Source organism: Citrobacter sp. C1 (genome assembly GCF_014596895.2).
Lineage (GTDB): Bacteria > Pseudomonadota > Gammaproteobacteria > Enterobacterales > Enterobacteriaceae > Citrobacter > Citrobacter gillenii.
Window position 1 is genome coordinate 534,531 of record NZ_CP115035.1, and the last position, 13,118, is coordinate 547,648.

Sequence of the window (13,118 nt, forward strand, 5' to 3'; positions counted from 1 at the left end):
CTGACGTACACATCAGCCCGTAATCTTTTTTGATTGCCATCACCTTCACCGGTGAGGGCGTTGTTGTTCGTTAATACACCTACTTTGAGCCGGTTCACACTTTTCAATGAAAATTGCAGATCAATTTCATGATGAGTTATGTAGACTGGCCGCCATTAATTTTGAGGCACACGTACTACATGGCTGAATTCGAAACCACTTTTGCAGATCTGGGCCTGAAGGCTCCTATCCTTGAAGCCCTTACCGATCTGGGTTACGAAAAACCATCTCCAATCCAGGCAGAGTGCATTCCGCATCTGCTGGGCGGTCGCGATGTTCTGGGTATGGCCCAGACCGGTAGCGGCAAAACTGCAGCGTTCTCCTTACCGCTGCTCAACAATCTTGATCCTGAGCTGAAGGCACCTCAGATTCTGGTGCTGGCACCGACCCGCGAACTGGCGGTTCAGGTTGCAGAAGCCATGACGGATTTCTCTAAACATATGCACGGCGTGAACGTGGTAGCCCTTTACGGCGGCCAGCGTTATGACGTGCAGTTACGTGCCCTGCGTCAGGGCCCGCAGATCGTCGTCGGTACGCCGGGTCGTCTGCTGGATCACCTGAAGCGCGGTACCCTGAACCTCTCTAAACTGAGCGGTTTAGTGCTGGACGAAGCCGATGAAATGCTGCGTATGGGCTTCATCGAAGACGTTGAAACGATTATGGCGCAGATCCCGGAAGGTCATCAGACCGCTCTGTTCTCTGCAACCATGCCGGAAGCGATTCGCCGTATTACCCGCCGCTTTATGAAAGAGCCGCAGGAAGTACGCATTCAGTCCAGCGTCACCACGCGTCCTGACATCAGCCAGAGCTACTGGACTGTCTGGGGCATGCGTAAAAATGAAGCGCTGGTGCGTTTCCTGGAAGCAGAAGATTTTGATGCGGCGATTATCTTCGTTCGTACCAAAAATGCGACCCTGGAAGTGGCAGAAGCGCTGGAGCGTAGCGGCTATAGCAGCGCTGCACTGAACGGCGACATGAACCAGTCCCTGCGTGAGCAGACTTTGGAACGTCTGAAAGACGGCCGTCTGGATATTCTGATTGCAACCGACGTTGCGGCCCGTGGCCTGGACGTTGAGCGTATCAGCCTGGTTGTTAACTATGACATCCCGATGGACTCCGAGTCTTACGTTCACCGTATCGGCCGTACCGGTCGTGCGGGTCGTGCTGGCCGTGCGCTGCTGTTCGTTGAGAACCGTGAGCGTCGTCTGCTGCGTAATATCGAACGCACCATGAAGCTGACCATTCCGGAAGTTGAACTGCCGAACGCAGATCTGCTGGGCAAACGCCGTCTGGAAAAATTCGCCGCGAAAGTACAGCAGCAGCTGGAAAGCAGCGATCTGGATCAGTACCGTGCTCTGCTGGCGAAAATGCAGCCGGAAGAAGAGCTGGATATCGAAACGCTGGCCGCAGCACTGCTGAAAATGGCACAGGGTGAACGTCCGCTGATCGTGCCACCAGATGCACCGATGCGTCCTAAGCGCGAATTCCGCGACCGTGATGAACGTGCTCCACGTGGCGATCGTAATGATCGTAACGATCGTGGCCCGCGTGGTGACCGTCCGGAACGCGGTGGTGAAGACCGTCCGCGTCGTGAACGTCGTGACGTTGGCGATATGCAGCTGTACCGCATTGAAGTGGGCCGTGATGACGGTGTTGAAGTTCGTCATATCGTTGGCGCGATCGCTAACGAAGGTGACATCAGCAGCCGTTACATCGGTAACATCAAGTTGTTCGGTACGCACTCCACCATCGAACTGCCGAAAGGTATGCCGGGCGACGTGCTGCAGCACTTTACCCGTACTCGCATCCTGAACAAGCCGATGAACATGCAGCTGGTTGGCGATGCAGTACCGCACACCGGTGGTGAGCGTCGTGGCGGCGGCGGTGGTCGTTTCAGCGGCGAACGTCGTGAAGGTGGTCGTAGCGAAAACCGTGGTAACAGCACTGAGCGCCGTGAAGGTGGCCGTGGTGATGGTCGTCGTTTCAGTGGCGAACGTCGTGAAGGCAGCCGTGCTCCACGTCGTGACGATGCTTCCGCTCCGCGTCGTGATGACTCCGCAGGTCGTCGTCGTTTCGGCGGTGACGCATAAGCCTCTTGGCTTCATAGCTGTAAAGTAAAATATACAGCCCCGATCTTAACGGTCGGGGCTTTTTTTATTCCTTTTGTACTCGTGTACTGGTACAGTGCAGCGCATTGAACTGTATTAGCTAATTTTAACCCTAAATAATTCGAGTTGTAGGAAGGCGGAAAACGAGGACATTCCAGGAGCTTACTCAAGTAAGTGACTGGGATGGCGGAGTGCAGCCAACGCATCTACAGCTTGAAGTATGACGGGTAAATACACTGGAGATCAGGCTAAATGGCAACACTAACCACCACCCAAACATCACCATCGCTGCTTGGCGGCGTGGTGATTATCGGCGGCACCATTATTGGCGCGGGGATGTTTTCTCTGCCCGTGGTCATGTCCGGGGCGTGGTTCTTCTGGTCAATGGCGGCACTGATCTTTACCTGGTTCTGCATGCTGCATTCCGGGCTGATGATCCTCGAGGCTAACCTCAATTATCGTATTGGTTCGAGCTTCGACACCATCACCAAAGATCTGCTAGGCAAAGGCTGGAACGTTGTCAACGGCATCTCGATTGCGTTCGTACTGTATATCCTGACCTATGCGTATATCTCGGCGAGCGGCTCGATTCTGCACCATACCTTTGCCGAGATGTCGCTGAACGTCCCGGCGCGAGCGGCAGGGTTTGGCTTCGCGCTACTGGTGGCGTTTGTGGTGTGGTTGAGTACCAAAGCGGTGAGCCGCATGACGGCTATCGTGCTGGGTGCGAAGGTGATCACCTTCTTCCTGACCTTCGGCAGCCTGATGGGACATGTATCCCCAACCACGCTGTTTAACGTCGCAGAAAGCAATGCGTCGTACACACCGTATCTGCTGATGACGCTGCCGTTCTGTCTGGCATCCTTTGGTTATCACGGTAACGTACCGAGTCTGATGAAGTATTACGGTAAAGATCCGAAGACCATCGTGAAGTGCCTGGTGTACGGCACGTTGCTGGCGCTGGTGCTATACACCGTATGGTTGCTGGGGACGATGGGCAATATTCCACGCCCGGAATTCATTGGCATTGCTAAGCAGGGCGGTAACATTGATGTACTGGTACAGGCGCTGAGTGGGGTGCTGAACAGCCGCAGTCTGGACCTGCTGCTGGTGGTGTTCTCCAACTTTGCCGTGGCGAGTTCGTTCCTTGGCGTGACGCTGGGCCTGTTCGACTATCTGGCGGATCTGTTTGGTTTTGATGACTCAGCAATGGGGCGTTTGAAAACCGCTTTACTGACCTTTGTCCCACCGATTGTCGGTGGCCTGCTGTGGCCGAACGGCTTCCTGTACGCCATTGGCTATGCAGGGCTCGCAGCCACTATTTGGGCGGCCATTGTGCCGGCGCTGCTGGCACGTAAATCCCGCAAGCGGTTTGGTAGCCCGAAATTCCGCGTCTGGGGCGGCAAGCCGATGATTGCGCTGATTCTGGTGTTCGGTGTCGGCAACGCGGTTATCCATATCCTGTCGAGCGTTAATTTGTTGCCGGTGTATCAGTAAGTAGCGTGCCGGATGGCGGCTACGCCTTATCCGGCCTACTCGAACCCGTAGGCCCGGTAAGCGTAGCGCTACCGGGCAACCTAGACCTACCCAACCAACTCCTCTTTCACCTGCATCGCCAACTCAAACGAATGCAGGCGTGCCTGATGGTCAAAAATCTGCCCGTTAACCATAATCTCATCGGCCTGGGTTTCACGCAGGATTGACTCCAGCCCGTGACGCACTTTCGCTTTGTCCCCCACCAGCGACATGCTTAATGCCTGCTGTACACCATATTGCTCGGATGCGGACCACAGCTGATGCATATTCTCCACCGGCGGTGGGAGTTGTCCGGTTTCACCCCGACGCAGTTTCATAAACGCCTGCTGCATAGAGGTGAAGAGAAACTCAGCGTCGCGATTGCTGTCGGCAGCGATGATGTTGATGCACACCATCGCATACGGTGTTGCCAGACGCGTGGAGGGTTTGAACTGAGTGCGATAAAGATGCAGCGCCTGGTGCAGCATATCCGGGGCGAAGTGGGAGGCGAAGGCAAACGGCAGGCCAAGCTGAGCGGCCAGCTGTGCGCTATACAGACTGGAGCCTAACAGCCAGACCGGGATTTGCTCTCCGTAGCCGGGAACCGGACGCACGTGGGGATTCGGGTCACGTGCGTCAAACCAGTCCACCAGTTCTGTTACGTCGCGGGGAAAGTTATCGATATCACCACTCATATGGCGGCGCAGCGCGCGCATGGTTGGTTGATCGCTGCCCGGCGCTCGACCCAGACCGAGGTCAATACGTCCCGGATACAGCGTATTCAGCGTGCCAAACTGTTCGGCAATCACTAGCGGGGAATGGTTGGGTAACATCACGCCGCCAGAACCCAGATGCAGGGTTGTGGTATTGGCCGCCAGATAACCGATGAGCACCGAGGTTGCCGCACTGGCGATGCCGGTCATATTGTGATGCTCAGCCAGCCAGTAGCGATGGTAGCCGCGCTTTTCCGCCAGTTGGGCGAGATCACGAGAGTGCGAGAAGGCCTGCTTTGCGCTGGATCCTTCAGGGATCGGCGCTAGATCGAGCACCGAGAACGGAATGGTTTTGTCAGTCATAACGGCTCACTTTGTTACCGGTTAATCTTTTAATATTGCATTAAAGACTAGCGATTGTTGTTAACAAAGTGAGCTATTAATCACATCTGCAGTTCCAGGCCTGCCAGTCGTTTCCAGTAGCCGTTGCAGTCACTGTGGGGGGCAAGCGGTAACGGGGCACCACCATTCTCGTTGGCACGGAAGGCATCCAGCATGGCGAATGTCTCGGTTCCCAACGGGGACAGGCGCACAATATCAACCAGCCCCTGCATGGACGCCAGCTCATTACCGAGGTTGTAGACGTAGCCGCTCATGGTCTGAATACCGTTGAGGACAAACACTTGCTGATTCTCCTGCGACAGGACATCACGCCCGTTGGGATACTTGATGCAGCAGGTTTCGCACTCGTCTTTAGGCTTATCTTCGGAGCGTGCGGTGAAGCAGCGGGCAGAGTAGGCCAGCGGCAAATGCCCGTAGCTCAGTACTTCGGTTTCAAACTGGTCGCGAATACCCAGTTCGTCACACTGGTTAAGCAGGTTCACCAGCCAATCACGTGACAGCTCAACCGGCATACACCAGCGCACCATGCCCTGCTTGAGCAGAATACGCAGCGTTACGGCGTTGTAGCAGTTGAGTGCGTGCCCGGCCACGAACGGCAGCTTACGTTCGGCGCACATATTGACCACGCCGAGATCGCTGGCTTCCAGCAGAAAGTCACCGTTTTCAACATAGCGTTTCAACTCACCCAACTCAGATGACGCCTGCACCAGTGCCAGCGTGGACAGGACCACCTGCTTACCGCTCCCGGCGAGGGACTTCGCCATGTCGATCCAGTCACCCACTTTGGTCGCCCGGCGCTTGCTGCACACGGCTTCGCCAAGATAGATAACGTCGGCATGGCTGGTGGCTGCCTGCTGATAAAAGTCTTCCAGCGTCTCTTTCGACCAGTAGTAGAGCACCGGTCCTAAGGAATATTTCATTGCTTTTCTCACTGCCATTTACGGTGATACGCGCCAAGTGTGGTCTGCGTGCCTTCGGACATAGAGCCGAGCGTTTCCATCCAGGCGCTTTGCGGAACGAAGTTCTGCGGATCTGCTTTGCAACGGTCGATCGCCTGACGCCACACTTTCGCCACCTGGCTGACATAGGCCGGGCTACGCTGACGCCCCTCGATTTTCACCGAGGCAATATTGGCGGCCAGCAGGTCAGGTAGCAGTTCTAAGGTGTTGAGGCTGGTGGGCTCCTCCAGCGCATGATAGCGCTCGCCATCCACCAAATAACGCCCTTTACACAGCGTGGGATATCCGGCGTTTTCACCATCCTGGTAACGGTCAATCAGCACTTCGTTCAGGCGAGATTCCAGCCCCTGCGCGGTCTGCTGCCAGCGTACAAAGCGGGCAGGGGAACACGCGCCGACGGTATTGGGGGATTCGCCCGTCAGATAAGACGAAAGATAGCAGCGGCCTTCCGCCATAATGCACAGGCTGCCGAAGGCAAACACTTCCAAAGGAACCGGTGTTACGCGCGCGAGTTGTTTCACCTGATGAATCGACAGCACGCGCGGCAGCACCACACGCGCGACGTCAAAGTTACGGTGATAGAAATTTACCGCTTCTTCATTGGTTGCCGATGCCTGAACAGAGACATGGCGCTCAATATGCGGGTAGCGTTCTGCGGCATACTCAAGCATGGCGAGATCGGCGAGGATCAGTGCATCCGCGCCCAGTTGTGCCGCCATATCCACGGCACGCTGCCAGCGAGCGTACCCATCCGGGTGGGCAAAGGTGTTAATCGCGATGTGCAGCTTACGGCGATGTTGATGGACGAAACTCACCGCTTCCTGCAATTTTTTCTCGGTAAAATTAAGGCCGGCGAAATGACGGGCGTTGGTATCATCTTTTAGCCCGATGTACACAGCATCAGCGCCGTTCTCGATGGCCGCCTTAAGCGCCGGGAGATTTCCGGCAGGGCACAGCAGCTCCATAATTTATCCTGAAAGTTACGCCGCCTGGGCGCAAAAATGTTAACGAAGAGGGATTTTAGTTAACCTTGCTGAGACAATTTTTGATTTGAGGCAGTTAAAGTCGTATTGGTATCACCAATAAAGAGGTAACAATTTCGTATCGAATTGTTGATTTATGCCGCTATGTCGTTTATTTGATATGGCAAAATAGCCGGACTATAGAAACAGGGAGTAAAGCTCGTGTTGGATAAACTGCGTTCACGCTTAGTACATTTTGGTCCTTCTCTGATGAGTGTACCGGTTAAACTGACGCCCTTTACGCTCAAGCGCCAGGTACTGGAACAGGTTCTGAGCTGGCAATTTCGCCAGGCGCTGGCCGACGGGGAACTGGAGTTTCTCGACGGTCGCTGGTTGAGCATAAATGTTCGTGATATTGGCCTCAGATGGTATACCTCTGTTGAGAACGACAAACTTATCGTCAGTCAGAACGCAGACGCTGATGTGAGTTTTAGCGCAGACGCCAGCGATTTATTGATGATTGCGGCGCGTAAGCAGGATCCGGATACGCTTTTCTTCCAGCGTCGCCTGGTGATTGAAGGCGATACAGAATTAGGGCTACATGTGAAAAATCTGATGGACGCCATTGAACTGGAGCAGATGCCGAAAGCATTGCGCGTTATGCTGCTGCAACTGGCGGACTTTGTTGAGGCGGGTATGAAACATTCGCCAGAAACCAAACAGACCTCGGTAGGTGAACCATGCTGATTCGAGTTGAAATTCCCATTGATGCCCCAGGTATTGATGCGCTGCTGCGTCGTTCCTTTGAAAGCGATGCGGAAGCGAAGTTAGTGCACGACCTGCGTGAAGACGGTTTTCTGACGCTGGGTCTGGTTGCCACCGACGACGAAGGTCAGGTGGTCGGCTACGTCGCGTTCAGTCCTGTTGATGTGCAAGGTGAAGATCTGCAATGGGTCGGTATGGCTCCGTTAGCGGTAGATGAAAACTACCGTGGGCAGGGCCTGGCGCGTCAGCTGGTCTATGAGGGACTGGATTCACTGAACGAGTTTGGGTACGCCGCGGTGGTCACGCTGGGCGATCCGGCACTGTACAGTCGCTTTGGCTTTGAGCTGGCAGCCCACCACGATCTACACTGCCGCTGGCCGGGCACCGAAAGCGCGTTCCAGGTGCATCGCCTGGCAGAAGATGCGCTGGAGGGCGTGTCTGGTCTGGTGGAATACCACGAGCACTTCAATCGCTTTTAAGCACCGGGGCTTGTAGGCTACTCAGCAATGCCTCAAGCCCTTCACCTTCTACAAGGCGTTCTTTCTGACGCTTTGTGAGCTGCTTGACTCGATATTCCAGACGCAGGGCCAGCGAACGATCGCCGACCTGCGCGGCAAATGCCAGAGTTAACTCTCCCTTCCCACGCAAGGCTTTCGCGCCTTTTCCGCTTTGATGTTGCTTATAGCGGCGCTGCACATCGGTGGTTATACCGGTGTACAGGGCGTTGTCTGCGGTACGGATCAGGTACAGATACCAGGGTGTCATTGTCACCATCGACGTGATAATTTTCAGGCCTACAGTATAAAAGAGAACAGAAATGGAAACACTGACTGCGGTGACGCGCTGGCTGGCAAAACAGCACGTCGTGACCTGGTGTGTGCATCATGACGGTGAACTGTGGTGCGCCAATGCGTTTTATCTGTTTGATGCGCAGAAGGTTGCCTTCTATGTGCTCACCGAAGATAAAACTCGCCATGCCCAGATGTCCGGCCCATGCGCGTCCGTTGCCGGGACGGTAAACGGTCAACCTAAAACGGTCGCGCTGATCCGTGGCGTCCAGTTTAAAGGCGAAATCAGGCGTCTGGAGGGGCAGGAGAGCGACGACGCGCGTAAAGCGTATAATCGTCGCTTCCCCGTCGCCAGAATGCTGTCTGCACCCGTGTGGGAGATTCGTCTTGATGAAATCAAGTTCACTGACAACACGCTGGGCTTTGGTAAAAAGCTGCTCTGGCTACGTGATCTATAGTTAGAGGAATGATTGAAGGGAAAGGATAAGCGATGAGCCAGGTGTTAATAACCGGAGCCACGGGTCTGGTGGGCGGACATTTATTGCGGATGCTACTGAACGAGCCCCGGGTCCATGCGATTACGGCTCCAACGCGCCGCCCGCTCGCCGATACGGTTGGCGTCTTTAACCCTCACGATCCGCAGTTGACCGATGCGCTGGCACAGGTCACCGATCCGGTCGACATTGTTTTTTGCTGTCTGGGAACCACCCGACGTGAAGCGGGCAGTAAAGAGGCCTTTATCCACGCTGATTATACGCTGGTGGTAGATACCGCCCTGACGGGGCGTCGTCTGGGGGCTCAGCATATGCTGGTAGTGAGTTCGATGGGGGCCAATGCGCACTCGCCATTTTTCTACAATCGGGTTAAAGGTGAAATGGAGGAGGCGCTGATTGCGCAGAAATGGCCCCGGCTGACGATTGTACGGCCTTCGATGTTGCTGGGTGACAGGGAACAACAGCGAGCGAATGAAAAGTTCTTTGCGCCATTATTCAAGTTGTTACCGGGGAACTGGAAATCTATTGAGGCACGTGATGTCGCACGGGCAATGCTGGTGGAGGCACTTGCGCCAGGACATGAAGGGGTTTCGATCCTGACCTCGTCCGAGCTGCGCGAAAGGGCTAAATAAAATGCCGGATGGCGCTGACGCTTATTCGGCCTACAAACGATGAAGTCCTGTAGGCCGGATAAGACGCCCAGGCGTCGCCATCCGGCATCTGTAGCAGTATTACTTAATAAATGTAAACGCGGTCGTGACGCGTTTCACGCCGCTGACCCGGCTGGCGATATCCGCCGCAGCCTTCGCTTCACGGTCGGTAACCAGACCCAACAGGAAGACTTCCCCGTTCTCGGTGGTCACTTTAACGTTGGATGATTTTACCTGATCGCTGGTGAGCAGCTGGGAGCGCACTTTGGTGGTGATCCAGGTATCGTTGGAGGCTTCACCCAGGCCGATTGGCTGACCCTGACGGACTTCGTTAAACACTTCCGTCGTGCCTTCTACACCCATTGCAATCTGTTTCGCCCGCGCAGACAACTCGCTGTTAGGAGACTGCCCCACCAGTAGCACTTTACCCTGATAGGCGCTGACGTTGATGCGCGCTTCTTTCTTGATCTGGGCATCTTTTGATAACGCGGTACTGACGCGTAATTCCAGGGTTCCATCATCTACCTGGGTGCCGACGCTGCGAGGGTCAGTTGCGGCTTTCGTTCCGACAGCTGCCGTTCCGACAACGGCGGCAGCGACACAGCCTTGCAACAGCAGCGCAGAAAGAACCACTGCGAGCGGCGAAAATGCCTTCATGTGTACTCCTTAATCATCCTGGTGAGGGAAAAGCGTGTTATCGATAAGATCGCAAAGGCAGTTCACCGTCAGCATATGCATTTCCTGAATGCGTGCGCTGTGGTGTGAGGGGATGCGGATTTCGACATCCTGCGGCCCTAATAATCCGGCCAGCTCTCCCCCGTCATAACCGGTCAGAGCGACGATCGTCATGTCGCGGGTGACGGCAGCTTCAACGGCTTTAACGATATCGCGACTGTTGCCACGCGTAGAAATTGCCAACAGAACATCACCTGCATGTCCCAGCGCACGGACTTGTTTTGCATAAACTTCGTCGTGCAGGCGATCGTTGGCAATCGCAGTTAAGACCACATTATCAGTATTTAGTGCAATAGCCGGTAAACTGGGCCGTTCTGTTTCAAAACGGTTGATCATACTGGCAGCAAAATGCTGTGCGTTGGCAGCGGATGTCCCATTACCACAACAGAGAATTTTGTTGCCATTGAGCAGGGATTGAACCAGCGTCATGGCTGCACGGGAAATCGCATCCGGGAGCGCTTCAGCCGCAGCAATCTGAGTTTGAATGCTTTCTGTAAAGCAGACTTTAATTCTGTCTAACACGCTAATCCTTAAATCTTCAATTATGAGTGGTCATTAAAGGCATCCTTTAACCACTCAACATCATTTCCGGTGAAGGCTAACACATCGAACCGACAATCCACAGTATCAAAACTCCCATTGTGGCGCGCAAGCCACAAGCGGGCGGTGTGTAATAATTTCTGTTGTTTGCTGCGGGTCACACTCGCCGCCGCCCCGCCAAAAAGAGCGGAACGACGAAAACGGACTTCAACAAAGACGGTGGTCTTGCCTTCACGCATTATCAGGTCGATTTCGCCGCCGCGTTCGCGCACGTTGGCGGCGATAAAACGCAGTCCTTTGCCCTCCAGCCAGCAACGCGCGGTGGCTTCCCACGCGTCACCGGTCTGTTTACTCGTTAACTGGCGGGGACGACCTGTCCTTGCTGGTATTTGAGCCATGATAACTTCCTGTTAATCACACAATCCGGCGTGGCGGTTAATGCGCCAGTGTTGCCGTTAATTTCAAAGCCCTGCACCTGACGCATTTGCGTGAAGTGGTTAGCCAGCGACCACGCATCGACGCCCATAGCGTACATGCGTGCCAGCGAGTAATCGTTGCGCACGGCACTAAGCGCCTGCTGCATGAGCGGTTCGTTGCCGCCGGCCAGCATCGGAATTTCACTGTACTGCAAGCCTTCCATTTCCAGGCGGAAGTCAGGACCGGCAGTACCCTGCGCGCTACGGGAGCTGGCATACAGCGTGGCACCGCTCTGGCTGCCGTTACGCATGGCGATCATCGGCTTAATAAAGGCGATCTCTTCCGGCGTGGCCAGAATATACACGGCGTCAACACGACCGCTACCACCGGTGATTTGCGCATCGGTCGGCGGAGCCGGGATGGTGAGTCCACCAATCGTGACGCCAGGCTGTGCTGGTGTAGAGGAGACGACCGGGCTGCCCGTCAGAGCAATCCCTGCACCACCGTTGACGCCCATTCTCAGTTCTGCTGTAGAGCCGAATTTCTGTTGCAACACCACGCCGCCGCCAAGTTTTTGCCATTCCTGTGCAAAGGCGTTGGCCACGCGATCGCCTAACGCGCTACGCGGCGTTAACAGCAGCGGGGTTTGTTTTCCCTGATCGCGGATGTGACGTGCGGCATCGCGCGCTTCATCTTCCGGTGACAGCGCGAAGTAGCACACATTCGCCAGGTTCTGCACGGCTTCAGGCTGATTAAGCGCCAGTACGTTCAGCGGCGTGCTGCTCTTCATCAGTTCTTCAACATTGTTCTTCAACAGAGGGCCGACAACAATGCTGGCACCATCCTGCTGCACCTGGGCCAGGATCTGATTCAGCGGCTGTGACGAGGTGTCATAAATTTTCAGCTCTGCGGAAGGATTCGCCGGGGCGCTGGCCGTCGTTGGCTGAGTTGGTGCTGTTTGCGGCGCGCTAACCGGTGTGGCTGGCTGTGCTGGCGCATCGTTGGTCAGATCGCTCACCGAGGCCTGGGAAGGGCTAGCCACGCCGTCGACTGACTGCGGCTGTGCAACGGGCGTGGTGGCGTCCGTGACGGCTGCAGGGGCTGCGGCGACAGGGGTTGATACTGGTTGCGTGCCATTGTTTTTCGCTGCTTCAAAACCTTGCTGAATAGTGCGACCAAAAACAGCGGCCTGACCGTTCAGCGGCAGTAGCAGGGCTATCTTGCTGGTGGACGCTGGCTTATAGCTCTGGACGTTAACCAACTGCGTGGGCAGTAATTTTGCCCCCGGGTTTTGCGGATAGCGTTTTTGCCAGTCGGCAATGCCGGCCTTCATCATGTCGGCATCGCTACGGTTATCAAACCAGACGCGCTGGAGATCCAGCCAGCCTTGCAGAACATTTTCATCAGCGTTGATGACCAGCGCCTGCGCCTGCTCTGGTGTCATTGACGAGAGTGTTTGCCAGGTCGCATCGATGTTTTTCTGCTTATCGTTGGCGGCCAACAGCGGCTCTTGAGCGATTAGCGCACGCAGCAGCGTTAACGATGGACGCCCCTGATTGGCATCAATTTGTGCCTGCCAGTAACGCGCCTGTTGGTTCTGATCGAAATCGGCTGGTTTTAGCTTCTCCAGCAGGGCCTGCGCGCCCGCGACATCTTTCTGCGCAAGTTTGATCTCAACGGCCAGCAGGGATTGTTCACGACGCTGGGCATCGTTCAGGTTCTGCGGCAATTGGTTGAACAGATCGACAGCCTGCTGGCTCTTACCTTCTTTCAGCAGTGCACGAATGGCGAGTAATTGCCAGTTGGTCTTGCTATCATCTGAGCTTTGCTGCATCTGTTGCAGATAAAAGCCGGAATCAGCTTGTGCTGTGCCCTGCATATGGGCTGCACTCTGGTCTGGCGCCTGGGTGCCACAACCGGCGAAAATCAATGCTGCCAGAATGACTGGCAGAGCGCGCGCGGCTTTCATACGAGAAAATGTTGAGGGTACCATACTGTATCCAGTGATATTTTTTACGCAATGCTCAATAT

Annotated in this window: 15 protein-coding genes; 7 read left to right on the forward strand and 8 right to left on the reverse strand. The window is 55.2% G+C overall.

The window, feature by feature from the left end; all coding sequences use genetic code 11:
- Window positions 1–106 precede the first annotated feature (106 nt).
- The 3 genes from yrbN to mtr all read left to right on the forward strand — a co-directional run bounded on the left by yrbN (window position 107) and on the right by mtr (window position 3,644).
- Window positions 107–187, forward strand: a complete 81-nt coding sequence (yrbN, locus tag IB214_RS02660) for a protein YrbN (RefSeq protein ID WP_010723222.1) — start codon at window positions 107–109, stop codon at window positions 185–187.
- The gene (locus IB214_RS02665; protein WP_135953048.1) at window positions 180–2,129 is read left to right on the forward strand and encodes a DEAD/DEAH family ATP-dependent RNA helicase; all 1,950 of its coding nucleotides are present in this window, start codon (window positions 180–182) and stop codon (window positions 2,127–2,129) included. The genes yrbN and IB214_RS02665 overlap by 8 nt, the downstream gene beginning before the upstream one ends.
- Window positions 2,130–2,399: 270 nt before the next feature.
- A complete protein-coding gene (gene mtr / locus IB214_RS02670) occupies window positions 2,400–3,644 on the forward strand; it encodes a tryptophan permease (RefSeq protein WP_096755539.1) in 1,245 nt (414 codons plus the stop codon).
- 86 nt (window positions 3,645–3,730) lie between these two features.
- Here mtr and IB214_RS02675 read toward each other — a convergent pair whose 3' ends face one another.
- The 3 genes from IB214_RS02675 to IB214_RS02685 all read right to left on the reverse strand — a co-directional run bounded on the left by IB214_RS02675 (window position 3,731) and on the right by IB214_RS02685 (window position 6,701).
- Window positions 3,731–4,738 carry a luciferase-like monooxygenase gene (locus IB214_RS02675; protein WP_117342729.1) on the reverse strand — a complete coding sequence of 336 codons (1,008 nt, stop codon included), beginning with the start codon at window positions 4,736–4,738 and terminating at the stop codon, window positions 3,731–3,733.
- A gap of 80 nt (window positions 4,739–4,818) precedes the next feature.
- Window positions 4,819–5,697: a U32 family peptidase gene (locus tag IB214_RS02680; RefSeq protein WP_117342728.1), complete on the reverse strand. Its 879-nt coding sequence runs from the start codon at window positions 5,695–5,697 to the stop codon at window positions 4,819–4,821.
- 8 nt (window positions 5,698–5,705) lie between these two features.
- The gene (locus tag IB214_RS02685; protein ID WP_096755542.1) at window positions 5,706–6,701 is read right to left on the reverse strand and encodes a peptidase U32 family protein; all 996 of its coding nucleotides are present in this window, start codon (window positions 6,699–6,701) and stop codon (window positions 5,706–5,708) included.
- A 219-nt stretch (window positions 6,702–6,920) separates the two neighbouring features.
- On the opposite strand from IB214_RS02685, the gene IB214_RS02690 reads away from it, so the two are divergent.
- A complete protein-coding gene (locus tag IB214_RS02690) occupies window positions 6,921–7,445 on the forward strand; it encodes an SCP2 domain-containing protein (protein WP_115257401.1) in 525 nt (174 codons plus the stop codon).
- A complete protein-coding gene (locus tag IB214_RS02695) occupies window positions 7,439–7,942 on the forward strand; it encodes an N-acetyltransferase (RefSeq protein WP_115257402.1) in 504 nt (167 codons plus the stop codon). Before IB214_RS02690 ends, IB214_RS02695 begins: the two co-directional genes overlap by 7 nt.
- On the opposite strand, the gene IB214_RS02700 is transcribed toward IB214_RS02695, so the two are convergent.
- The gene (locus IB214_RS02700; RefSeq protein WP_115257403.1) at window positions 7,929–8,228 is read right to left on the reverse strand and encodes a GIY-YIG nuclease family protein; all 300 of its coding nucleotides are present in this window, start codon (window positions 8,226–8,228) and stop codon (window positions 7,929–7,931) included. The two genes, IB214_RS02695 and IB214_RS02700, sit on opposite strands and share 14 nt — an antisense overlap.
- Before the next feature lie 52 nt (window positions 8,229–8,280).
- Between IB214_RS02700 and IB214_RS02705 the strand changes: the two genes are divergently transcribed.
- Together IB214_RS02705 and IB214_RS02710 are read left to right on the forward strand one after the other, a co-directional pair.
- Window positions 8,281–8,709: a YhbP family protein gene (locus IB214_RS02705; RefSeq protein ID WP_115257404.1), complete on the forward strand. Its 429-nt coding sequence runs from the start codon at window positions 8,281–8,283 to the stop codon at window positions 8,707–8,709.
- 32 nt (window positions 8,710–8,741) lie between these two features.
- Complete coding sequence (locus IB214_RS02710; RefSeq protein ID WP_117342727.1) at window positions 8,742–9,377, forward strand: NAD(P)H-binding protein; 636 nt, start codon at window positions 8,742–8,744, stop codon at window positions 9,375–9,377.
- Between the two features lie 99 nt (window positions 9,378–9,476).
- Here the strand turns inward: IB214_RS02710 and dolP are convergent, their stop codons facing one another.
- The 4 genes from dolP to IB214_RS02730 are packed head-to-tail and all read right to left on the reverse strand — an operon-like array spanning window position 9,477 to window position 13,080.
- The gene (gene dolP, locus IB214_RS02715) at window positions 9,477–10,052 is read right to left on the reverse strand and encodes a division/outer membrane stress-associated lipid-binding lipoprotein (RefSeq protein ID WP_115257406.1); all 576 of its coding nucleotides are present in this window, start codon (window positions 10,050–10,052) and stop codon (window positions 9,477–9,479) included.
- Between the two features lie 9 nt (window positions 10,053–10,061).
- The gene (gene diaA / locus IB214_RS02720) at window positions 10,062–10,652 is read right to left on the reverse strand and encodes a DnaA initiator-associating protein DiaA (protein ID WP_048213380.1); all 591 of its coding nucleotides are present in this window, start codon (window positions 10,650–10,652) and stop codon (window positions 10,062–10,064) included.
- A gap of 20 nt (window positions 10,653–10,672) precedes the next feature.
- On the reverse strand, window positions 10,673–11,068 hold the full coding sequence (locus tag IB214_RS02725) for a YraN family protein (RefSeq protein ID WP_096755549.1): 396 nt from the start codon (window positions 11,066–11,068) through the stop codon (window positions 10,673–10,675).
- Entirely contained in the window at window positions 11,026–13,080 is a 2,055-nt protein-coding gene (locus tag IB214_RS02730; RefSeq protein WP_117342726.1) for a penicillin-binding protein activator, read from the reverse strand. Before IB214_RS02730 ends, IB214_RS02725 begins: the two co-directional genes overlap by 43 nt.
- Between the last annotated feature and the right edge of the window lie 38 nt (window positions 13,081–13,118).